22 protein-coding genes and 2 tRNA genes are annotated in these 24,499 nt (G+C 44.7%); 9 read left to right on the forward strand and 15 right to left on the reverse strand.

All coding sequences use genetic code 11. The features are described 5' to 3' along the window. Position 1 precedes the first annotated feature (1 nt). Both hemE and proB read right to left on the reverse strand, forming a co-directional pair. Complete coding sequence (hemE, locus tag H9W84_RS07210; RefSeq protein WP_239742735.1) at positions 2-1,111, reverse strand: uroporphyrinogen decarboxylase; 1,110 nt, start codon at positions 1,109-1,111, stop codon at positions 2-4. Between the two features lie 102 nt (positions 1,112-1,213). After that, on the reverse strand, positions 1,214-2,362 hold the full coding sequence (proB, locus tag H9W84_RS07215) for a glutamate 5-kinase (RefSeq protein WP_239742737.1): 1,149 nt from the start codon (positions 2,360-2,362) through the stop codon (positions 1,214-1,216). Between the two features lie 314 nt (positions 2,363-2,676). Here proB and H9W84_RS07220 point away from each other — a divergent pair, with 314 nt between their 5' ends. After that, the gene (locus H9W84_RS07220; RefSeq protein ID WP_239742740.1) at positions 2,677-3,558 is read left to right on the forward strand and encodes a DegV family protein; all 882 of its coding nucleotides are present in this window, start codon (positions 2,677-2,679) and stop codon (positions 3,556-3,558) included. A gap of 74 nt (positions 3,559-3,632) precedes the next feature. On the opposite strand, the gene obgE is transcribed toward H9W84_RS07220, so the two are convergent. The 4 genes from obgE to H9W84_RS07240 form a co-directional block, all read right to left on the reverse strand. Next, positions 3,633-4,853 (reverse strand): GTPase ObgE, encoded by a 1,221-nt coding sequence (gene obgE / locus H9W84_RS07225; protein WP_050325079.1) that lies wholly within the window; start codon positions 4,851-4,853, stop codon positions 3,633-3,635. A 150-nt stretch (positions 4,854-5,003) separates the two neighbouring features. Then, entirely contained in the window at positions 5,004-6,356 is a 1,353-nt protein-coding gene (locus H9W84_RS07230) for a glyceraldehyde-3-phosphate dehydrogenase (RefSeq protein WP_239742741.1), read from the reverse strand. 126 nt (positions 6,357-6,482) lie between these two features. Continuing rightward, a complete protein-coding gene (locus tag H9W84_RS07235) occupies positions 6,483-7,076 on the reverse strand; it encodes a lipocalin family protein (RefSeq protein WP_007114965.1) in 594 nt (197 codons plus the stop codon). A gap of 328 nt (positions 7,077-7,404) precedes the next feature. Continuing rightward, positions 7,405-8,436, reverse strand: a complete 1,032-nt coding sequence (locus H9W84_RS07240) for an NUDIX domain-containing protein (protein WP_239742743.1) — start codon at positions 8,434-8,436, stop codon at positions 7,405-7,407. Between the two features lie 152 nt (positions 8,437-8,588). Between H9W84_RS07240 and hemP the strand changes: the two genes are divergently transcribed. Then, on the forward strand, positions 8,589-8,753 hold the full coding sequence (hemP, locus tag H9W84_RS07245) for a hemin uptake protein HemP (protein WP_007114963.1): 165 nt from the start codon (positions 8,589-8,591) through the stop codon (positions 8,751-8,753). A 120-nt stretch (positions 8,754-8,873) separates the two neighbouring features. On the opposite strand, the gene H9W84_RS07250 is transcribed toward hemP, so the two are convergent. From H9W84_RS07250 to orn, 3 genes are all read right to left on the reverse strand, one after another. After that, entirely contained in the window at positions 8,874-9,638 is a 765-nt protein-coding gene (locus H9W84_RS07250) for an SDR family NAD(P)-dependent oxidoreductase (RefSeq protein ID WP_239742745.1), read from the reverse strand. A gap of 86 nt (positions 9,639-9,724) precedes the next feature. Beyond that, positions 9,725-11,434, reverse strand: a complete 1,710-nt coding sequence (locus H9W84_RS07255; protein ID WP_239742747.1) for an AMP-binding protein — start codon at positions 11,432-11,434, stop codon at positions 9,725-9,727. 318 nt (positions 11,435-11,752) lie between these two features. Continuing rightward, positions 11,753-12,304 carry an oligoribonuclease gene (gene orn / locus H9W84_RS07260; protein ID WP_065252875.1) on the reverse strand — a complete coding sequence of 184 codons (552 nt, stop codon included), beginning with the start codon at positions 12,302-12,304 and terminating at the stop codon, positions 11,753-11,755. 183 nt (positions 12,305-12,487) lie between these two features. On the opposite strand from orn, the gene rsgA reads away from it, so the two are divergent. The 5 genes from rsgA to H9W84_RS07285 all read left to right on the forward strand — a co-directional run bounded on the left by rsgA (position 12,488) and on the right by H9W84_RS07285 (position 16,211). Then, on the forward strand, positions 12,488-13,558 hold the full coding sequence (gene rsgA, locus H9W84_RS07265) for a ribosome small subunit-dependent GTPase A (RefSeq protein ID WP_144917854.1): 1,071 nt from the start codon (positions 12,488-12,490) through the stop codon (positions 13,556-13,558). Between the two features lie 131 nt (positions 13,559-13,689). Then, positions 13,690-14,118: a rhodanese-like domain-containing protein gene (locus H9W84_RS07270; protein ID WP_007114958.1), complete on the forward strand. Its 429-nt coding sequence runs from the start codon at positions 13,690-13,692 to the stop codon at positions 14,116-14,118. 132 nt (positions 14,119-14,250) lie between these two features. Continuing rightward, on the forward strand, positions 14,251-14,511 hold the full coding sequence (gene grxC / locus H9W84_RS07275; protein ID WP_036589920.1) for a glutaredoxin 3: 261 nt from the start codon (positions 14,251-14,253) through the stop codon (positions 14,509-14,511). 152 nt (positions 14,512-14,663) lie between these two features. Next, positions 14,664-15,095, forward strand: a complete 432-nt coding sequence (secB, locus tag H9W84_RS07280) for a protein-export chaperone SecB (RefSeq protein ID WP_050325070.1) — start codon at positions 14,664-14,666, stop codon at positions 15,093-15,095. A 315-nt stretch (positions 15,096-15,410) separates the two neighbouring features. After that, a complete protein-coding gene (locus H9W84_RS07285) occupies positions 15,411-16,211 on the forward strand; it encodes a pteridine reductase (RefSeq protein ID WP_239742749.1) in 801 nt (266 codons plus the stop codon). A 76-nt stretch (positions 16,212-16,287) separates the two neighbouring features. Here the strand turns inward: H9W84_RS07285 and H9W84_RS07290 are convergent, their stop codons facing one another. The 6 genes from H9W84_RS07290 to folD form a co-directional block, all read right to left on the reverse strand. After that, entirely contained in the window at positions 16,288-17,640 is a 1,353-nt protein-coding gene (locus H9W84_RS07290) for a S1C family serine protease (RefSeq protein ID WP_239742751.1), read from the reverse strand. Between the two features lie 250 nt (positions 17,641-17,890). Further along, on the reverse strand, positions 17,891-19,438 hold the full coding sequence (lysS, locus tag H9W84_RS07295) for a lysine--tRNA ligase (RefSeq protein ID WP_239742753.1): 1,548 nt from the start codon (positions 19,436-19,438) through the stop codon (positions 17,891-17,893). 96 nt (positions 19,439-19,534) lie between these two features. Beyond that, positions 19,535-20,629: a peptide chain release factor 1 gene (gene prfA / locus H9W84_RS07300; protein WP_060994394.1), complete on the reverse strand. Its 1,095-nt coding sequence runs from the start codon at positions 20,627-20,629 to the stop codon at positions 19,535-19,537. A gap of 145 nt (positions 20,630-20,774) precedes the next feature. Beyond that, positions 20,775-21,920 carry a beta-ketoacyl-ACP synthase III gene (locus H9W84_RS07305; protein WP_239742756.1) on the reverse strand — a complete coding sequence of 382 codons (1,146 nt, stop codon included), beginning with the start codon at positions 21,918-21,920 and terminating at the stop codon, positions 20,775-20,777. A gap of 249 nt (positions 21,921-22,169) precedes the next feature. Further along, positions 22,170-22,880, reverse strand: a complete 711-nt coding sequence (locus tag H9W84_RS07310) for a class I SAM-dependent methyltransferase (RefSeq protein WP_239742758.1) — start codon at positions 22,878-22,880, stop codon at positions 22,170-22,172. 150 nt (positions 22,881-23,030) lie between these two features. After that, positions 23,031-23,900: a bifunctional methylenetetrahydrofolate dehydrogenase/methenyltetrahydrofolate cyclohydrolase FolD gene (gene folD, locus H9W84_RS07315; RefSeq protein WP_036589930.1), complete on the reverse strand. Its 870-nt coding sequence runs from the start codon at positions 23,898-23,900 to the stop codon at positions 23,031-23,033. Positions 23,901-24,123: 223 nt separating this feature from the next. Here folD and H9W84_RS07320 point away from each other — a divergent pair. Beyond that, positions 24,124-24,197 (forward strand) — tRNA-Cys (locus H9W84_RS07320). A 162-nt stretch (positions 24,198-24,359) separates the two neighbouring features. Then, positions 24,360-24,446 (forward strand) — tRNA-Leu (locus H9W84_RS07325). The last annotated feature ends 53 nt before the right edge of the window (positions 24,447-24,499 follow it).

Raw genomic sequence — 24,499 nt, forward strand, 5'->3', positions numbered from 1 at the left:
ATTAAAGTTTATATTCATGCACCGCATCAATAAAAGCTTTGGCATGGTCAGGATTAACCCATTGGTTAATGCCGTGACCTAAGTTTGCTATATAGCCTGTTTTATCACCGAGGCTGTAGGCGTCCTGTAGCATCAAATGCGTCTGCTGGCGAATATGCTCAGGCGATGCAAATAATGTCGCGGGGTCAAGATTACCTTGCAGCGCGATGCCTGTATGCAGCTTTTTGTGCAATTTGGTCAATGCTTTTTGCTGTTCAAAGACGATGCTGCGGGCTCTATCCAGTGGCATCGTCCAATCAAGCCCTAGCGCATCCGCGCCACTATGGCATTGGGTATCTAACCACAATCCGCCACCTTTGGTAAACAGTACTACAGGTACCTCTGGGTATGTTGCTTTGATTGCCGTCACAATTTTAGTGTTGTAATGGTGTGAGAATTCAACAAATTGGCGGTGTGCCAATGCCCCGCCCCAACTATCAAAAATTTGTACTAACTGTGCCCCTGCTGCTATTTGCGCTAGCAAATAATCAATCACGGCATCGGTGATTTTAGCGAGCAGCGCATGCAAGGTCTCAGGCTCGCCATACAACATGGCTTTGGCATAGCGGTATTCTTTAGAACTACCGCCTTCAATCATATAGGTCGCCAGCGTCCACGGACTACCTGAGAAGCCAAATAATGGCGCACGACCTGCCAGCGCATGACGAATACTGGTCACCGCTTTCATCACATAGTCGAGTGCATCTGCCATCACGACGTTTGGCAATGCTTCAACCTCTGCCATGCTTCTGACAGTTTTGTGAAATTTTGGACCTTCCCCTGCCTCAAAATACAGACCCAAACCGAGCGCATCAGGAATGGTTAAAATATCACTAAACAAAATCGCCGCATCCAACTCAAAACGGCGAAATGGCTGAATGGTGACTTCCGTCGCCAAATCGGTATTTTTGCAAAGCGATAGAAAATCACCGGCTTGGGCACGGGTTTGTTTATACTCAGGCAAATATCGACCGGCTTGTCGCATCATCCACACAGGGGTCACATCCACAGATTCAAAACGCATGGCTCTTAAAATGCGGTCATTTTTTAACATCGGAAAGTTATGGGTCATGTCATTGCCTTTAAAAATAATCTTGGATAAAAATACTATTGGGTAAAATTAATATTGTATCAGTCTAAAAGTAGTTAAATTTCAATCAAGAATTGTCGAAAATTATACGATAATCGCCATATTATCACGATGTACCATCACGTGCCGTTCCTCATTTTTACCCAAAATCGCTTCGATGTCGCTATTGCGTTTGCGAGCGATGCGCTTAGCTTCATTTGATGAGAAATCCACCTGACCGACCGCGATACGCACCCCTGTTTTATCAACGCACTCCACCACATCGCCCTCATCAAAATCACCTTGCACTTCAATCACCCCGACAGGCAATAAGCTTTTGTTATTTTTAATGATGGCATCCACTGCGCCATCGTCAATCACCAAGCGACCTGCCATACGCAGATGCGCGGCTAGCCATTGTTTTTTGGCAATGCGTTTATCATCGTCATTGGTGGTGAGCATCGTACCTAAGGATTCCCCTTTGACCACGCGATTAATCACGTTATCGATGCTGCCGCTGACAATCACGGTGGGACAACCACCCATTGCCGCAAGCCTTGCCGCACGAATTTTGGTCATCATCCCGCCACGACCCAATTTGCCGCCATCTCCCGCCACGTCAAACAAATAATCTGCCATTGCCCGTTCGCTCTTAATCAGCTTGGCATCCGGGTTGGTGCGAGGGTTATCGGTGAATACGCCTTGCTGGTCGGTCAATATAATGTATAAATCGGCTTTGACCATGGCTGCCACCATCGCACCTAGACTGTCATTATCACCAAATTTGATTTCATCGACACTGACGGTGTCATTTTCGTTAATGACCGGTAGCACTCGCCATTCAAGTAGCTGATTTAACGTATTGGCGGTATTGAGATAACGATTTCGATTGGCAAGATCGTCATGTGTCAGTAGCAACTGCGCGCTTTGTACACCATACTGAATCAACGCCGACCACCAAGTTTCAATCAAGCCCATCTGCCCAATGGCGGCGCAGGCTTGCAAGGCTTGTAGTTTTTTGGGGCGTTCTTCCAAATTCATCCGCACCACCCCTTCTGCCACTGCTCCTGAGGACACTAGCAATACTTGGTAGCCTTCATTATGCAGCTTGGCAATTTGCTTCGCCCATTCATAAATTGCGGTGCGATCCAAGCCTTTACCATTATTGGTCAGTAGCGATGAGCCAATTTTTACCACAATGGTGTTGGACTTAAGGGCTTTTTTAGTTGAGCTAGATGAGGCGGTGGCAGTCATAAGTTGGCAGTCATAATCAGTCAAGTGCAATTTTTTAATCAAATTAAATGCCATAATGGCTTGGCTGAGCATTGTAACAATTTTTACTGGCTTTATAAATGCTAATTCGATGCCGGTATCCGTTAAATATCACATGTTTTTATCATACGCATTTTTATCCCAATTAAGTAGCAACCATTGGAAAAACAAATTGACATTGTCAACTAAAAAATATCGACTTGAAGTTTTCTCAATTTAGATGAGGATAACTTGCTATCAACTTTGCTTTTATATAAATTTGCTCATCTTCATGGGCTACTGGGTTTATCAAATTTATGAAAAGAGCTGTTGTCACCACTTCCTCATCTTGTCTTGAAGCCCTCGGATTGTCGCAAGGCATGGACATTCTGCGCTTACACGTAAACATCAATAACGTTGATTTTATCGATGGTAAAAATATCACCAGTGAACGTCTAGCAAGCATTATGAAAACCAACCTCAAATCGGTGGCGAGGACATTTCCGCCATCCATCCATGAGATGCATCTGTTGTTTAATGATTTGATTGCTCGCGGGGTCACTGAGGTATTTGTTTGCGGCATCTCGTCCAAATTTAGCCAAACTTTGCCCATGCTCGAAGAACTCAAAGTACATTATGCCAATCGTCTGCACATCTTTGTGTATGACACCAAAACACTTAATATTGCTGAAGGGGCGCTGGCGTACGAGGCAAAAGTGTTGATTGAGCAAGGTGAATCGTTTGAAAACGTGGCAAAAAAACTTGACGATTTGCGACGTCGCAGTGAGTTTTTATTTACCCTCAGCGACTTGGACTATATTATTCGCAACAAAAAATTGTCCGCCCCTGCCGCCTTTGTCGCCAACTTATTTGATATCAAACCGATTATGCAAATTAATCAAATTGGCGAGATTGTCGCGGTAGAAAAAGTGCGTAAGCTTGAAAAAACCCTGACTACCATGGGAAAAACCGTCGAAAAATTTGCCGCAAATCAACCCGCGTTTATCTATTTGACAGATACGGGGCATCATGAAAGCACCGAGTATCTTAAATATTTATTGGCGACCCATTTTGGTTGGCATGATTTGCCTGTCATTCGCGTGTCGACTATTTCGCTTGCCAATCATGGCTTGATGGGAACAGGCATTGGGGTGTTTTATGGTGAATTACCCCACATTGTCAAAGCATTAAAAAAATGACCTGTCCTTATCTAAATTTATCTAATAAAAAAGGTTAGCCCGCGCTAACCTTTTTAAAGCTATTTCAATCACCGCTAAGGTGCGTAGACCACTTCCACGCCATCATCGTCATCGTAGTCGTCGTCATCAAAATCATCTTCATCCAATGCGCGACCTTCACGCTCAGCTTTACGTTTGGCACGATACGCTTCTTTTTGTTCTTCCGTATTGGCGCGCACTTCCGCTTCCAGTCGTTCAAAACGCAAACGCTGACTTTCAGCAAAGTCGGGATCGGTTTCTTCCATCTCGCGCTCTTGCTCGATTTCGTTCATCAAATGCCAAACCACGGCATCAACCCCTTCCCCGGTGAGCGTGGAAGTACGAAAAACCATCCCTGTCCAACCAAGCTCTGCCACGATGTGGGTGCAAAGTTGGTTTAATGCCTCTTCAGGCACTTGGTCGATTTTATTTAAAATCAAAATCTGTGGCAGTTTTGACAGCTCTGGCGAGAATTTTTCTAACTCATTAAAAATCACTTGGGCATTTGCCACAGGGTCGCTACCATCAATGGGCTGTACATCGACAAGATGCAATAATCGACGTGTACGAGCGACGTGTTTTAAAAAGCGGATACCCAGTCCTGCCCCTTCAGATGCGCCTTCAATCAGACCTGGGATATCTGCCATGACAAACGAGCGGTGTTTACCCACATCCACGACACCTAGATTGGGCACCAAAGTGGTAAACGGATAATTGGCAACTTTGGGTTTGGCAGCAGAGACTTGACGGATAAAGGTGGATTTACCCGCATTTGGCAGACCAATAAGACCCACGTCCGCCACCACTTTTAGCTCAAACTTCAAGACTTTTAATTCGCCTGGGAAACCTGGGGTGGCACGTCGTGGTGCTTGATTGGTGGAGGTTTTAAAATGGGTATTGCCTTGTCCGCCGTCACCGCCTTTGGCAATCCTCGCCGTTTGCCCTTTTTTGGTCAAGTCCGCTAACACTTCACCTGTTTCGGTATCAACCACGGTGGTACCGATGGGCACAGATAGATAGATATCATCCGCGCCACGACCTGAACAGTTTTTGGCACCACCATTTTCGCCGCGCTTGGCATCATAGCGACGCGTAAACCGGTAATCGACGAGGGTGTTGGTGTTGTCGTCGCACACCACGTACACATCACCGCCTTTGCCGCCATCACCGCCATCGGGGCCGCCTTTGGGGACGTATTTTTCTCGGCGAAAACTGACGATACCATTGCCGCCATCGCCTGCTTTGACTGTTACGATTGCTTCATCGATAAAACGCATTGAAGACTTTCCTTAAATTCTTGAATAACCAAATATTATAGCATGAATTTTAGCAAGAAAAATTTGAACAATCGATGTTTAAAATTTTATCCAATAAAAAACCGCCCAAAATTGAGCGGTTTTGTCATCGTCCTTAACGCTTAGGAACACTTAGGCATTTTTTGCCATGGTTTCAGCGACACGCAATACTTGGGTGCTATAGCCCATTTCGTTGTCATACCATAGGTACATCACGGCACGGTTGTCTTGCGCAAGCGTAGATTTGGCGTCCCAAATCGCCACTTTTTCGCAGCCCACAAAGTCGGTAGAAACCGCTTCATCCGAATCTGAATAAGCAATTTGCGCTTGCCATTGTTCGCTCTCAGTGGCTTCTTTGATAAAGGCATTGAGTTCATCGCTTGAATTGACTGGGTTTTTGAAATTCAAATTCAAAATCGCAAGGCTCACGTTTGGCGTTGGTACACGTACCGAGCTACCTGACAATTTGCCTTTTAGTTCTGGAATCGCTTTACTGACCGCTTTGGCAGCGCCTGTGCTAGTCATCACCATATTTAAGGTTGCAGCACGCCCACGACGCTCGGCTTTATGGTGGTTATCAACCAAGTTTTGGTCATTGGTGAACGCATGGATGGTTTCCATGTGACCGTTTTCAATGCCGTATTTATCGTTTAAGAGTTTGAGCGTAGGGGTAATCGCATTGGTGGTACAGCTTGCCGCTGACACGATGGTATCACTGCCGATGGTGTCATCATTGACATTATAAACGATGTTTTTGATATCACCCGACGCTGGCGCAGTCAATAGCACTTTTTTGGCACCTTTTGACTGTAAATGCTTGCCAAGACCTGCTTCATCTTTCCATTTACCGGTGTTGTCAATGATTAAGGCATTGTCGATACCATAAGACGTGTAGTCGATTTCGCTTGGGTCAGAAGCATAAATGACTTTGATGAAACGACCGTTGGCGATGATACCGCTGTTTGCTTTATCAACCACCACTGAGCCATCAAACCAGCCATGTACCGAGTCACGCTCAAGCAAGCTTGCACGTTTTTCCAAATCGGCTTCACCGGCTGGACGAACGACGATGGCTTTTAATTGTAAGCCTTTGTCTGAGGCAGGACGGCTCATCAGCAAACGAGCCAAGATACGACCGATACGACCAAAACCATACAACACGACATCTGTCGCAGGCACTTCCTCACCGCTAGTAAAGCTGCCGGCTTGTTTGCCTGATTTTAGCGCTTGACCCAAGTCCACCGTGGTATGGCTTAGATTTTGGTCGTTTAACGCGGTGGCAAAAGCGAGTGTATCAGCGATGTTAAGGGCGTTTTTGTCATGATGAGCGATGATATCAACAAGGTTTAGGGCAATGCGGTTGCCAAAAAACAACACATTGACGCCTTTATTGGCTAGGGTATTTAGCTCAACTAGTAACTGAACCGCTTGGGCTTCTTGATTTTTGCGAGTAGTGAGGTGGTCTTGGTAAAGATTGGCAGACATAGTATGACCTTTTTTTGTGAAGGAAAAATAAAATCTGTGGAAAATGCAGCAATAAATAAACGCCTAAATTGTAACGGAATTTAGGCGTTTTAGCAATTTTAAAGCAGGGTGTTTCAACTACCTAGCTTATCGGCTATTTTGTGCGGTTTTTTGCAATTTACTGACATCGTAGCCTTGAGATTTTGCGGTAGCGACCATTGTTTGATAAGTGTCTTCATCTATCGTGGGCGTGCGTGACAAAATCCACAAGTATTTTTGATTTGGCGTACCCACCAACGCATGGTTATAATTGGGGTCTAAAGCAAGCACCCAATAATCGGCTTTACCAACAGGCAACCAACGCAGTCCTTGCGGCAAGAAAGTAACTTTAAGTTTACTGCCACTGTCGCCATTTTTGGTGGCTTCACCAATGCTTTGCATGGGTTTGCCATCTTTGCCCATACATTGGTTATTGACTTCCACCTTGCCTGTCGGTTGTAGGGTGTAAGTGGCGGTGACATCACTGGCACAGTTACGCTGAAAAAACATCGGCAAACGGGCAATTTCGTACCATTTGCCCGCATAACGGTTTAAATCAACGCTTTGCACTGCCTGAGCTTTACCAACGCCTGTGGACTTGGCGGTGGTTTCGGTTGTCGGTGTAGTGGAACAAGCACTCATCGCAATTAATGTACCTGCAATACCTGCCGCTGCTAGCGTTTTTTTACTCATTATTTTCATTGTCTATATCACCTTATTTTACTCAGTGTTATTGCGCATTAAAGTAGTCATTTTAGCCCAAAATAAACGCTCAAACGGTGACTATTGGGGCATTTTTTGTCAGCCAGTTGTTACAACGAATGCGCTATTGTTAAATAGCAAACGCCCAAACGCTTATGGGCTTTTTTCATTAGGTTAAAGATTGTACACAGTTTCGCTAACAAACCAACTCAGTTAAAAAGCAAGTTAAAAAAGCAAGTTAAAAAAGTAAATTAATAAAGCAAATCGCTCTACCGCCCACAAAGTATGTCACCAAGTTGTAACAAAAAGTCAACCTGTTGGCTACTTTTTATACCTTGTCGACCAATAACCGAATACCCGCGATTCCCATCGCCCCATGCTCATAGGCGGTGGCTAAATCTGCCTGCCCCACCCCGCCCAGCGCAAACACCGGCACATCACAGATTTTTGCCAATTCACCCAAGGTTTGCCAGCCCATGCCCCCACTTTGAAAGGTTTCTGGATGTGTCGGTGTGGCTTTCACCGGGGATAAAAAACAGCCCATGACAGTATGCGAGGTTGCCAAGGCATTTAATCTGCTTAGGCTATGTTGGTCATGGCAACTGGCAAAATAGCGATAATTTTTTGATAAACTTGAGAAATCCAGCGTCATGAGTTGTTGGTGATTCAAATGTACCATGCCGTTTTTTAACCACGCATCTAAACGCTTAAATAAGCGCTCAGGTAAGCACTCAAATAAGCACGCTAGTGTTGCATATTGAATAATCGGGGTGATATCCGCCCTTATCGTTAGCAAGCCATCAATTATAGCGGTGGCATTTTCATCGCTGGTTTGCGGGCGAAGATAACAATGGGCATCGTCGGGCAGTTTTTGGCTATAAAAATCAACCCACTTATCCACACTAACAAAGCTATCTAAAGGCTGCGTGATATAAATCGCACGAGGCAATTTTAACCACTCTAAAATGCGGGCATTGGCATCGGGCAGCGGGTACTGATTGGCGACTAAGTCTGACTGGTGCACCCATGTGACCGCTTGACCCTCCTTGCCTATACCCTGTTGTAAACCATCAAACTGGGCTTGACTCACTTGAATTTTAAAAACGTGCAATGCCACGCTTTTATCAGCATAATCATGGCGTATCACCCCCATTTTGACTGCGGTATTTTGCGCGATATCCAAGCCAATCTCTTCATGGACTTCACGGACTAACCCTTGTTTTGGGGTTTCATCTGGCTCAATTTTCCCCCCAACAAATTCATAGCGATTGCCTTGGTGTTGATTGGTATGGCGAAATCCCAGTAGATATTGATTGTTAAAATGTATCACCGCGACTGCCACATTAACGACTTTTGACATATTTTTCTCAAACTGTTGATTGTTACCCATTATAAAGCATTAGATTTGATGAAAAAGTGAAAAAAGTCACTTGACGACCCATTAAATATAAATGATAATCATTATCAATTAAAAACACTATTCGCCCCACTTCCAGAGAAAAGGAGTATCCTATGCTACATTTATTAAATCGCGCCAATCTCATCCAACAAAGTTCCTTGCCTACGCTATATTCCAATCATTTATTTGCGCTGACCAAAGAGATTCGCATTCAGCATGACGGCGAAGAATACCGTCTTCGATTGACCCGTAATAACCGCCTAATACTCACCAAATAGTCCCGGTGAAATTGTTAATAAAAAAAAGCCAATCTTCCTCAGAGTGGCTTTTTTAAATGGTTAAGTTGATAGTCTCTGTTGCCAGTCACTGTGCCCAGTGACTGGCAACAATCGCCTGAATTAACCCATGCGAATAGCGCCGTCCAAACGAATGACGTCGCCATTGAGATAGCTATTTTCGATGATGTGTACCACCAATTTAGCAAATTCTTCTGGGTTGCCCAAACGTTTGGGAAAAGGCACGGCTTGCTCAAGACTGGTACGGGCAGCTTCTGGCAGGCTTGCCATCATCGGTGTGCCGAACACCCCTGGGGCGATGGTCATGATACGTATTTGATGGCGCTGCAGCTCACGCGCGAGTGGCAAGGTTAAGCCCACCACACCTGCTTTGGATGACGAGTAACTGCCCTGTCCGACCTGACCATCGAATGCGGCAATTGAAGCGGTGTTGATAATCACACCTTTATCTTCATTACTGTCTGCAGTATTTTTTGCCATCGCCGCCGCCGCCAGTCGCGCCACATTAAAAGTGCCGATGAGGTTAATCTGTATACCACGGGCAAAGGTGGTTAAATCGGCTGGATTGCCTTCTTTGTCCAGTAATTTTTGCACCACCACGATACCAGCACAGTTGATTGACCCTGATAATTTACCAAATTTGGTCACACCCACCTCAATCGCGTTTTTGACATCCGCTTCGCTGGTGACGTCACATTTTGCAAAAATCACGTTGTCGCCCAATTCAGCCACTAATTTATCACCGGCTTCTTGGTTCAGATCGGCGATGATGACATTTGCGCCATGCGCCACCAAATAACGGGTTGTCGCTTCACCTAGACCTGACGCGCCGCCTGTGACTAAAAATGTATTATTTTGTAATTGCATTGTTTTTCCGTTAATCTGTTATTTTTTGTTGATAAAAAAAGCCTAGCTAACGCTAGCTACTCTTTTGCATAGGGATAAAATTTTTGTTAGTGCGCCACGCTCATGCTACGCAGCATAAAACGCTGCACTTTACCGCTTGGGGTTTTTGGCAAGGCATCGATAAACTCAACGATACGTGGATACGCATGGGCAGATAACCGTGCATGCACCAAGCTTTGGATGTCTTTGGCTAACTGGTCATTAGCGCTATAGCCGTCTTTGAGTACAACATAGGATTTGATGATGTGACCGCGTATGTCATCTGGCACGCCAATCGCCGCGGTCTCGGCTACCGACGGGTGTTCCATTACCGTATTCTCGACATCTGTAGGACCCACGCGATACCCTGCGGTGGTAATAATATCGTCATCACGCCCGACAAACCAAAAAGTGCCATCATCATGCTGTTCGACCATATCGCCCGTCAGATAATAGCCATTTTCAAACGGATTCTTTTCGTTCCACGTATAGCCTTGGAAAAATAAGGATGGCGAGTTTGCCACATCAACAGCTAGCTGACCTTGTACGCCTGCGCCTACTTCATTAAAGTTTTCATCGAGTACCGCCAAGCGATAACCTGGCAATGGCATACCCATTGAGCCAATTGGCTGATCATGGGTTAACTTATGATGACAGCAGCACGCCATCCCCAATTCGGTTTGTCCATAATGGTCAAGAATAGATGCGCCAAGATGGTCATTAATCCACGTCACCACTTCGGTATTTAACGTCTCACCCGCTGAGCTAATACGCGTCAATAGCGGTAACTCATCAGCTTTATTGTCAAAAACACCACTTGATTTCATCATACGAAATGCGGTGGGCGATGATGCTAAATTAGTGATTTTATGATTTTTGATAAAATCTAATGTATGCTTGGCATCAAACCCTGACTCATTAAAGTGGGTAGTAGCACCCACTAGCAAAGGTCCTGTAATCGCATAATACAAGCCATAGGCCCAACCTGGGTCAGCCATATTCCAAAACTGATCATTATCGCTTAGACCCACTGCGTGTACCATATACAAATAAAATGCGGTTAGCGCTTTAACTGGTACTGCCACACCTTTTGACTTGCCCACGGTACCTGAAGTAAACATTTGCAAAAAAGGATCTTCCCCTGTTAGCATCACAGGTTCAAAGTCTTCCCCTTGCGCTGCCATTAGGCTATCAAAATGCCAATCCCCATATTGTTTGGCGGCTTGCTCGCTACCCACCATTACCATGTTTGGTAGTGGGTTTATGTCATTGAATTTTTCACGGTTATGGCTGTCGGTGAAAACCACTTTGGTAGCGGCTTTTTCAAGGCGATATTCAATCGCTTCGACACCAAATGCGGTAAACAATGGCTGATATACTGCACCAATGCGCCATGCACCCACAATCACTGCTAACAAAGTCGGTGTACGGGGCAGCATGGTTGATACCCGATCGCCTTTTTCCACCCCCAAAGAAGTCAGCAGATTTGCCATTTTACCGCTCAGTTTATCGAGCTGCGCATAAGTGATTTTATGGATATTACCTTGAGTGTCTTCATGCACTAGCGCGACTTTATTTGCCTTATCAGACTGGGCGTGACGACCAACACACTCCACATAGGCGTTGATACCATTGATGCGGCAACCTTGCAGGATTTGCTGTTCAAGTTCGTCGATATTAAATTGGTCAATGTAGCTTTGATACAGGTAGCTTTGATAGCGGTAGTTTTGATAATCAGGATGGGTAGATTGCGGGGTTTGGGTGTCAAGATTGTCCATGACAGGCTCCTAATGTCGTCCATGAGATAGGAATGAGTGCCAGTGTCAACGGTCACCCACTGGCTTAAAATAACGCTGACTTGAAATAGCGCTGACTTCAAATAAATTTGGCTTAAAATAAATTTGAGTTGATACAACCAGTTTTTTGACGATGGGCTCGCAACTATTACTGATTTACACTCGCTCTGATTTACTTTTATCTAGATTTACTTGTACCAAGTCAAGCTAACAAATTCCTTTTGTCAGCTTATGATGCCTAAAATTTTGGATAATTTCAAGTATTATGATATGAATTGTATCGTTTTAAAAATTTTACTGTTAACCAATAAATTTAAAAAAGTGCTCTTTATAATGGCGCAATTCACGAATCGAATCACGGATATCATCAAGTGCCAAATGATTTCCTTTTTTCTCAAAGCTTGACAAAATATCGGGGCGCCAGCGATAAGCCAACTCTTTGACCGTTGACACATCTAAATTGCGGTAATGAAAAAACCGTTCAAGCGTTGGCATTTGACGTGCCAAAAACCGTCTGTCTTGGCAAATCGAATTGCCACACATCGGTGAGCGTCCTGATTCGACATATTTACTCAAAAATGCAATGGTTTCGGTTTCTGCTTGAGCCATCGTCACGTTACTACGGCGAATACGGTCAATCAGTCCTGATTGCCCATGTTGGCGCGTGTTCCAATCATCCATGCTGTTGAGCACAATGTCAGGCGTATGGATGGCAAACACAGGACCTTCGGCTAAGATATTGAGTTCACTATCAGTCACTATCGTCGCTATCTCGATGATGGTATCGTTGAGGGTATCTAGACCTGTCATCTCAAGGTCAATCCAAATCAGATGTTTTTTATCAACCGCCATACTGTTGCCTTTTCATACTCTTTAACAAATAATCCGCCATCTTAGCAGATTTTACAGGTAAAATATCGGTTTTGTTGGCGATTGCTCATGCGTGCTCATGTAGCGAGTCTAAAGATATTGCAAAATTTTATAAGGTGTTAGTATGGTAAAAAACCCCCTAGTGGCTGATGTAGTAGATAGCGTATGGCGTTAATCCGTAAACGTAAACTCACTGACCAGCAAACCCGCCGCATCCAAAAACAACAAAAATCCCAGCAAGTGCTGGACGATGCCCAGCTGATGGATGGCATTGTTGTCGCAAACTTCGGCAAGCAGCTCGAAGTTCAAGCCACTAGCCTACCGCAAACCCTGCCTGAAAAACCGATTGTCGCCGCTGACGAGCCAGAACCGTTTTGGCAACCCATCACCCTGCACAGTGTTTGGCGTTGTCACACCCGTACCAACTTGCCACTGATTGCCACTGGGGATAAAGTCCGTTTTGTCGCTGACCCAAATACAGGGCTTGGACGCATTGAAGCGATTTATGATAGACAAAGCATCATCAACCGCCCCGATCGTTATCACAAGCTCAAGCCCATCGCCGCCAATGTTGATATTTTAGCAGTCGTATTTGCGCCGCTGCCGCTACCGTCTGCCCAGCTGATTGATAGGTATTTGGTGGCTTGCCATCACTCAGACATCACCCCATTGCTAATTTTAAATAAAGCCGATTTGTTGGCAGATGGTAGTCATAACGAAGTGTTAGAGCTACTGTCAGCCTATCAACAGCTTGGCTATGCCACCTTGGTGACCCAATCAAATGGTGATTTAACCGAACTAAAAAACACCGTTGCCGGCAAGAACGTAATTTTTGCTGGTCAATCAGGGGTTGGCAAAAGCAGCTTGGTCAACCAGTTATTGCCTGCTGCGGGACAATCAGTCAATGAAATTTCAACCATTTCACAGTTGGGTCAACATACTACCACCACTAGCCGATTTTTAGCGTTTGACCCGATGGCGCTCAGCAAAGGTGCCATTATTGATACGCCCGGTATTCGCGAATATGGGCTTTGGCATTTGACCCCTGATGATATTTTGCAAGGCTTTATCGAGCTTGCGCCGCTTGCCCTCTACTGCCGTTTTCGCGATTGCAAACACACCGAGTCCACGCCCAGTTGTGCGATGTGGCAGGCGGTGTCAGAGGGGCAAGTGCTAGCAAGGCGGGTGGAGAATTTGGTGCTTCTGCAACAAGAAGCGGCCTCGCAGGATTTTTAAGCTTGCGATTTTAGACTAAATATTAGACTAAATAAAAGTTTCTTAAAATTGACAACTACCGTTATAATACAGTCAATTTTTTATGGGCAATCGAACGATAATTTTGACGACATGCCCCTGTGGAGGATATCTTGGAACGTTGGTTTGAGTTTATGGGTCATCACCCATTTTTATTTGGCACCATGTTTGTGCTAATTGTGCTATTTTTTATGCTTGAGAACAAACGCGGCGGCAAAAAAATCAATCCAAATGCAGTGGGCTTGATGGTCAATAACCAAAACGCTCAGCTGATTGATATCCGCCCACGAAAAGATTTTGAAAAAGGCTATATCAAAGGCAGCCGCAATATCCCGTTTACTGAGCTAAAAGATCACGTTGACGCACTTCGCAGTGCTGACCATCCTATTATCATCGTTTGCCAAATGGGTATGACCGCGGGTACCGCAGTGGCAATGATTGGTAACGACAACGTTTATCGTCTCGATGGTGGTATTACCAATTGGCAAGCCGCAGGTTTACCTTTAGTGGTAGAAAAAACCGTGTCCGGCAAAACCAAATAAGATTGGTTGGCTGTTCACAATTTGAAATTTAAATCGCCAAGCCCCATAACCATCAATAACGCTTTTATCTCATCGGTATCTGATAATAAGCTTTTAACCCATTTTAAAAAATCTAGAAATAAGGAGATTGTTATGGCTATGGTGAAAATTTATACCACACCGACGTGCCCCTACTGTATGCAAGCTAAAATGCTATTAAAAAACAAAGGCCAAGCATTTGAAGAAGTTAACATGTATGATGTGACCACAGAGGAACGTCAGGCGTTGGCGCAAAAAACCAATAATTACCGTACAGTACCGCAAATTTTTATTGGCGATAATTTTATTGGTGGTTATGACCAACTCGCTGGTCTTGAGCGTCAAGGCAAACTTGATGGTCTATTAGCGGATTAACATTTCGCAGATTAAAAAATTTTACTAGACTTTACTAGATAAATAACCCCCATTATAAATACAGTTGATAGTTTTTAGACTAGTTTTTAGAAAAAGTTAAAGCTGTCATATTGTTATAATCAACGTAAAAACAGTTAATTGAGGACACTACCATGGCAGACGAACAAAACTTACCACAACTGGCGCTAGAACGTATCTATGTTAAAGATATGTCATTAGAAGTACCGGGTGCAGAGGTATTTACCCGTGAATGGCAACCAGAGCTTGATATCAACCTATCAAGTGCCGCTGAAAAATTGGACGATGACCACTACCAAGTAATATTAACCGTTAATGTGACTGCCAATAACGGTGGTGAAACCGCGTTTATCGCAGAGGTACACCAAGCGGGCATCTTTATGTTGCAAAATATCCCTGAAGAACAATTGGGCGCAATTTTAGGTGCGTATTGTCCAAACGTATTGTTCCCTTATGCCCGTGAAGTGGTCAGTGACATTGTGACCCGTGGTAGCTTCCCACAATTATTACTTGCGCCAGTCAATTTTGACCAAGCCTATCAACAAACGCTTGAGCAAGGTAACTAATTTTTTTTAAAGTTAACTATTTTAAAGCTAACTAATTTTTAAGTGTCAAAAATTAAGAGCAGGATAAGCCCTGCTCTTTTTTTATGTAAATTTAAGGTAAATCGTTAGGACTTGGTGCGCCATTTGGTGATGCTTTGGCTAAAAGCATGGGTGCTTTGCTGATAATCCTGCAGCGCTTGATAAAGTTGTGTCGCTCGTTTAAGGTGTGTGATAATCATGGGGTATTCCAAAAAACCCAACCCATTGGGCTTATATGAATTAAAGCATGAATGATTAAAACGACAAACCGCTTAATCAAATAGACATAGGTAGCAAATGATGTTAAATCCAGCCGCGATGAGCGGAGTATCCAATCCGTGCCGTGTGGCGTGTGTCACAGGTGGCGCCAAACGAATTGGTCGGGCGCTTGTGCTGGCACTGCACCAAGCCAATTATAATATCATCATCCATTACCACACCAGTGAATCAGAAGCCATAGAACTTGTTGATTACTGTAATGCCATTCGTCCCCAGTCAGCAAAAAGCGTGCAAGGGGATTTAGAGGATTTTGAAACGCTGCCACGATTGACTTGGCGAATAATCAACAGTTTTGGTCGATTGGATTGTCTGGTTCATAATGCCTCACGGTTTTATCCGACGCCCTTTGGTCAAATCTCTGAGCAAGACTGGCAAAATTTATTTTTGACCAATGCGCAAACCCCGTTATTTATCAGCCAATATTTATATCCTTATCTAAAAAAATCGCAAGGCTGCATTATCAGCATTTTGGACATTCACGCCAATGGCAAGCCATTTGGGGGTTATACGGTCTATAACATGGCAAAAGCCGCGCACCAAATGATGGTGCAGTCGCTAGCAATCGAACTAGCGCCCGATATCCGCGTCAATGGTATCGCGCCGGGTATTAACATTTTACCCATAGAGGGCTCTGAGCAAGCGCTCACCGCTGAAACGATTGACAAAATCTGCCGCGCCGTACCGTTAAAAAGAATTGGCACACCGCAAGATATCGCGCAAGTGGCGGTATTTTTGGCAGCTGCCCCGTATATCACAGGGCAGATTATTGCAGTGGATGGCGGTCGTGGTTTGACCTTAGCTGGTAATGAAAGCAGGTAATAACAGTAGGCAGCCAGAGCAGGTAAAGTACCCGGCTAGCCACAACGCATCAAACTTTTGAAGTTTTGAATAACGTTTAATGATGTTTTTTCAGTAATTCCATTAACTCTGCTCGAATATCATCCTCATTGGTGGTGCCATTTTGATTAGCACTATCATTGTTTTGGTCAAAGTTTTGTGACGTGGGTAGCTCGGTCAAAGCCTCTTGGGGTTGTCTTTCACCTAGGGTCACATTGACGCTGCTTTGTGCTTTATTACGCATCACTTGTAGATTGACCACACTGTTGGGTGCTTTACGTGCGACCAATTGAATCAGTGTATTGGCATCATTGACAGGTTTATTATCCATTGCGGTGATGATATCCCCTTTTTGCAAGCCCGCTTTGGCGGCAGGACCATCGGGCATCACGTTCATCACTTCAACGCCCTGGGTGTCATCACCTAGCTTGGTTGGGTCTTTCATCGAACTTTGTAATTCAATCCCAAGCCAGCCGCGATGCACTTTACCATCTTTAATAATGCCATTCATCACAAGCTTGACAATCTCGGTAGGAATGGCAAACCCAATGCCCATTGAGCCGCCCGAGCGTGAAAAAATCGCGGTGTTGATACCAACCAGCTGACCATACGCATCCACCAGCGCACCCCCTGAGTTACCGGGATTGATAGCGGCATCGGTTTGGATAAAATCTTCCACCGTGTTGATACCGAGTCCCGTGCGCCCCGTTGCCGAAATAATGCCTTGGGTGACGGTTTGACCGACCCCAAACGGGTTGCCAATTGCCAACACCACATCACCCACTTGGGTGGACTGTTCACGAAATCCTAAGGGTTTCAGCCCTGTCAAATCAACTTTAATCACCGCCAAATCACTTTCCACATCGTTGCCGATGACTTTTGCCGTTGCCTTACGACCATCATTGAGCATCACGATAATGTTATCGGCTTTGGAAATCACATGCGAGTTGGTGACGATATAGCCATCTTGCGAAATAATGACACCCGAGCCTAAATTGGTATTATCGCTTTCGCCATTGGGGATACCGTGATATTCAAAATAGCGGCGCATCATCGGGTCATTCATATAGGGATGCTCCTCGATTTTTTGCGTGGTATAGATATTGACGACTGACTGGGCAGCGACAGCGACAGCATTGTGATAAGAGGCCACCGCAGCATTTGGATTATCACCGAGTTTTTTAGTATCGACAGGCTCAGATTTGGGCGGCTGCCAACTGGGCTGACTGGCTACCACTGCTTGATTTTTTTGCCAAGGCAACTGTGGCTTGGTCATCATCCACAAGCCCGCCAACAGGACTAGTAGTAACAGAATCCAAGGGAGGATTACATTAAATTTGTTAGGTTTACGATACGTAGGCGGCAAAACAGGTGGGGTTTCCAAAGGCTTGTCTGAACGGGGGTCTGTCATAGTCAACGTTTCTCAACGATAGGTCAGAAAATAGACGGTTTTGAGCGAAAAATACAGTTTAGTCTAACACTGATTATTTGGTGAGTTGAGCCGATTTTTTATTAGTTTTGTTTCAAAAGATATCTTTGATATTACTGTCTTTAATGACGGCTGGCTTCGATGAGGACTGGATTATCATAAAAAAACCGCAGTCACCATAATGACTGCGGTTTTGAAAGCTATCGCTATATTAACGCTGTATTGGTATTTTTTAGACGTCTTTACGGCGCATATGCGGAAACAAAATCACATCACGAATACTCGGTGCATTGGTAAATAACATCACTAAACGGTCAATACCGATGCCCTCGCCTGCAGTCGGTGGCAAGCCATAGGACAATGCTTCGATAAACTCTGCATCATAATGCATCGCTTCATCATCGCCTGCGTCTTTCTCAGCCACTTGTTGTTTAAACCGCTCGGCTTGGTCGATTGGGTCATTAAGTTCGCTAAAGCCGTTGGCAATCTCACGCCCGCCGATAAACAGTTCAAAACGGTCAGTAATTTCACTATTGTCATCGTTACGGCGTGCTAGTGGGGAAGTTTCGGCAGGATATTCTGTGACGAAGGTTGGTTGACGCAGTTTGGTTTCTGCGGTTTCTTCAAAGATGATGGTTTGCAGTTTACCAATCCCAAATATGTCTTTAACGTCTTGTTTGAGTACGTTTTTGGCATAATCCGCTAGATAATCACGGTCTGCAATTTTGCTCATGTCAAAATTATCCGCGTATTTTTCAATCGCTTTGGTCATTGGTAAGCGTTCAAATGGGGCTTTAAAACTAATTGCTTCACCTTGATAATCAATCTCCGTGGTACCTAAAATATCGTTTGCCAGTTTTTCAAACATATTTTCGGTCAATTTCATCAAATCCTCGTAATCGGCATAGGCTTGATAAAACTCAATCATGGTAAATTCTGGGTTATGACGCGCCGATACCCCTTCGTTACGAAAATTACGGTTAATCTCAAACACACGCTCAAAACCACCGACGACTAGACGTTTTAAGTATAACTCTGGCGCAATGCGTAAAAAAAGCGGCATATCAAGCGCATTATGATGGGTGACAAATGGACGAGCCACAGCGCCCCCTGGAATGACATGCATCATCGGGGTTTCGACTTCCATGTAACGCTCATTTAGCATATACTCACGAATACCAGCAATGACTTTACTACGGATAATAAAGGCGTTACGGCTGTCTTCATTGGTCATCAGGTCAAGATGACGGCTACGATAGCGAGCCTCAGTATCGCTTAACCCATGGAATTTGTCTGGCAGTGGGCGTAGTGATTTGGTCAATAACTGTACTTCGGTGGCATGCACAGATAATTCACCGGTGTTGGTACGAAATACATAACCTGTCACGCCAATAATGTCACCGATATCCCATGTTTTAAAGTCATTATAAATCTCTTCGCCCAAGTCGTTTTTGCTGACATAGGCTTGGATACGCCCTGTCATGTCGGCAATGGTGACAAAGCTGGCTTTACCCATCACCCGTTTGAGCATGATACGACCGGCAACAGTCACCATCACTTTATCGCTGTTTGCTAATGCTTCTTTGTCTTTATCAGCAAATTGCTGTTGCAAGTCTTGGGCATATTCTTTGCGTTTGAATTGGTTTGGGTAAGGGTTTTTACCGGCTTGTTTGATTAAATCAAGTTTGCTGTGACGTTGTTTGATAAGTTCGTTGACGTCTTGGCTGTCTTCCACATGCGCTTCGGTTGCTGCATTTTCAGTTTGGTTTTGCTGTGACATGATGTTTTCCCACAATTTTAGTTACACTATCAAAAGTTAAAATTTTTATGCCAAATGGTAAAAATAAAGTTTTATCCTATTAATCCAACATACTCGTTATTCTTCCCCACTCACCGATGCCATCAAATCGGCTTGGTGCTCACGCAGTAGGCTGTCAAGTAACTCATCTAAGTCACCCTGCATAATGGCATCGAGTTTGTACAAGGTTAAATTAATACGGTGGTCGGTCATCCGCCCTTGGGGAAAATTATAAGTGCGAATGCGCTCCGAGCGGTCACCACTACCGACCAAATTGCGACGCATATCACTTGACGCATCGATTTGTTTTTGTACTTTTTCTTGCTGAATTTTGGATACTAGCATTTTCATGGCTTTATCGCGGTTGGCGTGTTGGCTACGCTCTTGCTGACACTCGACCACCGTGCCTGTTGGAATATGGGTAATACGCACCGCAGAGTCGGTTTTATTGATATGCTGACCACCTGCCCCACTGGCACGATAAGTATCGATACGCAAGTCGGCAGGGTTGATATCCACGGTATCATCAATCTCAACCTCTGGCATCACCGCGACCGTGCAAGCCGAAGTATGTACCCGTCCTTGGCTTTCAGTCTCTGGCACCCGTTGCACCCGGTGTGCACCCGACTCAAATTTTAAACGACCGTATACACCCGTGCCCGATACGCGGCTGATGATTTCTTTATAGCCGCCATGCTCACCTTCGTTCTCGGACAATACTTCCACTGTCCAACCTTGGGTTGCCGCATAACGCTCATACATACGGAACAAATCCCCACTAAAAATCGCCGCTTCATCGCCGCCCGTCCCTGCTCGAATCTCTAAGAAGGCAGGCACTTTATCATTCGGGTCTTTAGGCAGCATCATCACATTGAGCACGTCTTCAAGCTCATTGATGGTGTCTTTGGCGGCTTGGATTTCTTCCTGCGCCATTTCTTTCATGTCGCCATCGCCCGTTGAATCTGACAGCATCTCTTCAGCGGTTGCCAAATCTTCTTCCGCTTGGCGGTATTTGCCCCAGACATCGACCAGCGCTGATAAATCACTGTGCTCAACCGATAATTCACGGAATTTTTTGTTGTCATTCATGGTTTCTGGCTCAGACAGCATGGCGGTGACTTCTTCGAAACGGTCAGACATTTGGTCAAGGCGAAAACGTAAAGATTCTTTCATAATGATGGCTTAAAAGTTTTGGCTTAATTTAGGGCTTAAAAGTTTTGGCGCAATGTGCGCTTAAAAATAAAAATGGCAAAATAATCGGATATTTTGCCACATTTTGGGGGGATTTGCATGGGTTTCGTGAGAGGCAATAAAAAGCTTAGACTTTTTTGACCAACACACCCCCAATTGAGTAACCTGCGCCAAACGAGCAAATCACACCCAAATCACCCGATTGCATATTTTCTTGGTGCTTGTGAAACACAATCATAGGACTGGCTGAGCTGGTATTGGCATATTCTGCTAGCACCATAGGCGCGATTGATTTATCCGCATCTTTGCCCAACACGGTGCGTAAAATCAAATCAATCATGTTGGCATTGGCTTGGTGCAGCCACATTTTTTTGAGCTGTTGTGGCTCAACGTGGTTTTTATGGAGCAGCTCAAGGATTAAATTGGACACGGCAGGACACACTTCACGAAATACTTTGCGACCTTCTTGCAAGAACAATTTGTCGGTCACAGGCGCGTCGATATCAGGATACATCGGCGTGCCAGCGGCTAAGAATTCACTGCGGTCCAAAAAGCCGTATTCATTTTTAATATTGGTTGAAAACTGGGTAAACAGATGACTATCTAAAATTTCATAGCCTTTGGGTGTGGCGAGCTCTTCAATAATCGTCGCCGTTGCCACATCCCCAAAGATAAAGTGGCTGTCACGGTTGCGCCAGTTAAGGTGCGCTGAGGTAATTTCGATATTGACCATGGCGACACGTTTGGCAGTGCCAGATTTAATTAGACCGACCGCTTGGGCGATACCAAAGGTTGCTGCGCTACAGGCGACGTTCATATCAAAGCCAAAACCGCCTTGCATACCAATATATTGCTGAATTTCGATGGCGATGGCAGGATACACGCGCTGGAAATTTGAACAAGCAACAATAATACCGTCTAAGTCTTTACCTTGTAAACCTGCATTGTCCAGGGCTTGTTTCAGTGCATCTAGACCCATTTCTGCCATGATGGACATCTCTTCGCCAAGCTTGCGATAAGGAATCACAGGCGCCATGATATCTGGGTTTAAAATGCCGTCTTTTTCCACCACATAGCGGGATTTGATACCTGAGGCTTTTTCGATAAATTCAGCCGTCGAATGCACAAGCGCCGTCTTCTCACCACGGGCGATGGCATCGGCATTTTTGGCATTATAGTTATCAACGTATTGGTTGAAAGTAGCGACCAACTCTTCATTACTGATGCTGTAAGGCGGGGTATATAATCCTGTGGCAGTGATACAAATACTCATATTAGGATTCCTTTTCTAAACGTAAAACGGGGAGGCAATCATCTAGCTGTTATCATCAATAATGATGGGGATGATATTCAACTGCTAGATCATTAAAAATAAGGGGTGTGGCTTATTATGCCTTGAAAATAGCGATAATGCGATAACTATGTTACAAATTATTTCATAGCCTTAAAAATACAGAAAGCAAAGGCGAGGGTTTTTTGCGGGCATACACTCCATACTACTGTGTCCCTACTACTTTCTCAGTCAATCGGTGCTGCGATAAAGCACTACTTGGTTAAACTGCTTCGCTTCATCCATATCAGGCAAGGTGGTTGTGTTATCTAACGTCGTTACTTTGTGGTAGTGCGGGTGAGCAAAGTTTTTGACGCGGCTATCAGCCACCCAAACCTCATGCGCGTATTGTAAGAACACATCTAATAACGGCAGATTGGCTTTGTCATACAGCACATCCGCAACCAACAGCACATCGACTTTATCCATGCCCAATTGCTGTTTTAACTCAAATAAATTATCTAGCAGCTCAGCCGTTACCCCATTTAATTGCGCATTGGCTTGGCAGCTAGTTAGGCTCACGCTATCAATATCACAGCAAATGACTCGTTTGGCACCGGCCATTTTTGCGGCAATACCGACAATCCCCGACCCTGCGCCAAAATCCATCACCACTTTATTGCGCACCATCTGTGGCTGCTGCAAAATATACTGCGCCAACACTTGCCCTGACGCCCATGCAAACACCCAATATGGACAATTATTCCACAGATTTTCTATCACCGCTGGCGTCAAATCTTCATGACAAAAATCTGCATCAATAAGCCATAAATAAAAAGGTTGATTCGGCTTAGATAATAATGGCACGTATGTCTTGGCAAGATTAGCGCTAGGCAACACTTGCTGCAATGCGGTAATCAGTTGGTGAAAAACGGTTGATGGGTCAGAAGTATTTGATGGCATTGAAGTTTTATAGGGCGAATTTTTATAAGCGGAAGTTTTAACAACAGTCACGTAAAGATTTCCAGTCATAAGTCATGGTAAAAAAATGAATACAAAAAAAATGTACAAAAAAAGGAAGCTTTAACCACTCCCTTTTTTAATTCAAATCCATTATTTTGCTGCTGCTTTTTCTGCCGCTTCTACCGTTTGACGGATGAGTGTATTGATGGTCATTGGACCTACGCCACCTGGCACTGGGGTATAACTTGAGGCAATAGCTTCGATACCTGTCAGCTCAATATCACCCACGCCACCGCTCGTGCCATCCGCATGGGTGCGCGGATGAAACCCTGCATCGACCACCACGGCGCCCGATTTAATCCAATCTTTTTTGATAAGTTCTGGTTTGCCGACAGCACCCACCACGATATCCGCTTGTTTGACCAATTCTGCCAAGTTTTGGGTACGTGAGTGGCAAATGGTCACAGTACAGTTGGCATTTAATAGCATCATCGCCATCGGTTTACCCAAAATCGCGCTACGACCCACGACCACCGCATGCTTACCAGCAAGCTCAACGCCGTTTTTTTCTAATAAATACATAATGCCTTGCGGGGTGCAAGAACCATACGCAGGCTCACCCATCGCCATATTGCCAAAGCCTAAACAAGTCACGCCATCCACATCTTTTGCCAGTGCAATGGCATCAAAACAGGCACGCTCATCAATTTGGCTGGGCACAGGGTGTTGTAGCAAAATCCCATGTACGTCTGGATTGTTGTTAAGCTCGGCAATTTTTGCCAATAGTTGCTCGGTGGTGGTGGCTTGTGGCATGGCAACTTTTAAGGAATCCATACCCACACGTTGACAGGCATTGCCTTTCATTTTGACATAAGTTGCCGAGGCAGGGTCATCACCCACCAAAATCGTTGCCAAAATCGGCGTGCGTCCAGAGTCTTGTTTTAACTTGGCAACCCGCTCGGCAAGTTCAGCTTCCATTTGTTTGGCATACGCTTTGCCATCTAACACTGTCGCAGTCATGGTGGTTCCTCAATCAATAACGAATCGGTCAACAAAAAGTCGGTTAGCAAAAAATTTGCGTTATTTTAACCGATTTTGCGGTGTGATAACATCCATTGAAAATGTTTAACCGCTAAATTAGCGCTCAAATACCCTTCACAATCCTTCATTACATTGCTCAAATGGCTAAAAAAGTCCTTGCACTTTTAAAAATTTTTGCTATCATAGCAAACCTAAATGAAATGGCTGGGTAGCACAGTGGCCATGCATCGGATTGCAAATCCGCGGACGCCGGTTCGATTCCGGCCTCAGCCTCCATTTTCATTTTGCGGTACTATTGTTTTGTTATTATTGATGAGCGATAAACGCGAAAAAATATCGTAAAAAAATTGCTTGCAAAGTTAACAAAACTGATTATAATAGCACCCACTTCTGACACAGACACCACACGACGCCAATCGTCAGTGCTGTGACTACCCTGCCCGGGTGGTGAAATTGGTAGACACAAGGGATTTAAAATCCCTCGCTCTTACGAGCGTGCCGGTTCAAGTCCGGCCCCGGGCACCATTGATTAAGCCTAAACTTTTACGTTTAGGCTTTTTTGTTGCCGGTTATTTTTT

The sequence above is a fragment of the Moraxella tetraodonis genome, from assembly GCF_022359095.1.
GTDB lineage: Bacteria > Pseudomonadota > Gammaproteobacteria > Pseudomonadales > Moraxellaceae > Faucicola > Faucicola tetraodonis.

Coding starts and splice junctions, on each gene's coding strand:
- hemE (WP_239742735.1), bottom strand. CDS start 1,111: ATGACCCATAACTTTCCGATGTTAAAAAATGACCGCATTTTAAGAGCC.
- proB (WP_239742737.1), bottom strand. CDS start 2,362: ATGACTGCCACCGCCTCATCTAGCTCAACTAAAAAAGCCCTTAAGTCC.
- H9W84_RS07220 (WP_239742740.1), top strand. CDS start 2,677: ATGAAAAGAGCTGTTGTCACCACTTCCTCATCTTGTCTTGAAGCCCTC.
- obgE (WP_050325079.1), bottom strand. CDS start 4,853: ATGCGTTTTATCGATGAAGCAATCGTAACAGTCAAAGCAGGCGATGGC.
- H9W84_RS07230 (WP_239742741.1), bottom strand. CDS start 6,356: ATGTCTGCCAATCTTTACCAAGACCACCTCACTACTCGCAAAAATCAA.
- H9W84_RS07235 (WP_007114965.1), bottom strand. CDS start 7,076: ATGAAAATAATGAGTAAAAAAACGCTAGCAGCGGCAGGTATTGCAGGT.
- H9W84_RS07240 (WP_239742743.1), bottom strand. CDS start 8,436: ATGTCAAAAGTCGTTAATGTGGCAGTCGCGGTGATACATTTTAACAAT.
- hemP (WP_007114963.1), top strand. CDS start 8,589: ATGCTACATTTATTAAATCGCGCCAATCTCATCCAACAAAGTTCCTTG.
- H9W84_RS07250 (WP_239742745.1), bottom strand. CDS start 9,638: ATGCAATTACAAAATAATACATTTTTAGTCACAGGCGGCGCGTCAGGT.
- H9W84_RS07255 (WP_239742747.1), bottom strand. CDS start 11,434: ATGGACAATCTTGACACCCAAACCCCGCAATCTACCCATCCTGATTAT.
- orn (WP_065252875.1), bottom strand. CDS start 12,304: ATGGCGGTTGATAAAAAACATCTGATTTGGATTGACCTTGAGATGACA.
- rsgA (WP_144917854.1), top strand. CDS start 12,488: ATGGCGTTAATCCGTAAACGTAAACTCACTGACCAGCAAACCCGCCGC.
- grxC (WP_036589920.1), top strand. CDS start 14,251: ATGGCTATGGTGAAAATTTATACCACACCGACGTGCCCCTACTGTATG.
- secB (WP_050325070.1), top strand. CDS start 14,664: ATGGCAGACGAACAAAACTTACCACAACTGGCGCTAGAACGTATCTAT.
- H9W84_RS07285 (WP_239742749.1), top strand. CDS start 15,411: ATGATGTTAAATCCAGCCGCGATGAGCGGAGTATCCAATCCGTGCCGT.
- H9W84_RS07290 (WP_239742751.1), bottom strand. CDS start 17,640: ATGACAGACCCCCGTTCAGACAAGCCTTTGGAAACCCCACCTGTTTTG.
- lysS (WP_239742753.1), bottom strand. CDS start 19,438: ATGTCACAGCAAAACCAAACTGAAAATGCAGCAACCGAAGCGCATGTG.
- prfA (WP_060994394.1), bottom strand. CDS start 20,629: ATGAAAGAATCTTTACGTTTTCGCCTTGACCAAATGTCTGACCGTTTC.
- H9W84_RS07305 (WP_239742756.1), bottom strand. CDS start 21,920: ATGAGTATTTGTATCACTGCCACAGGATTATATACCCCGCCTTACAGC.
- H9W84_RS07310 (WP_239742758.1), bottom strand. CDS start 22,880: ATGCCATCAAATACTTCTGACCCATCAACCGTTTTTCACCAACTGATT.
- folD (WP_036589930.1), bottom strand. CDS start 23,900: ATGACTGCGACAGTGTTAGATGGCAAAGCGTATGCCAAACAAATGGAA.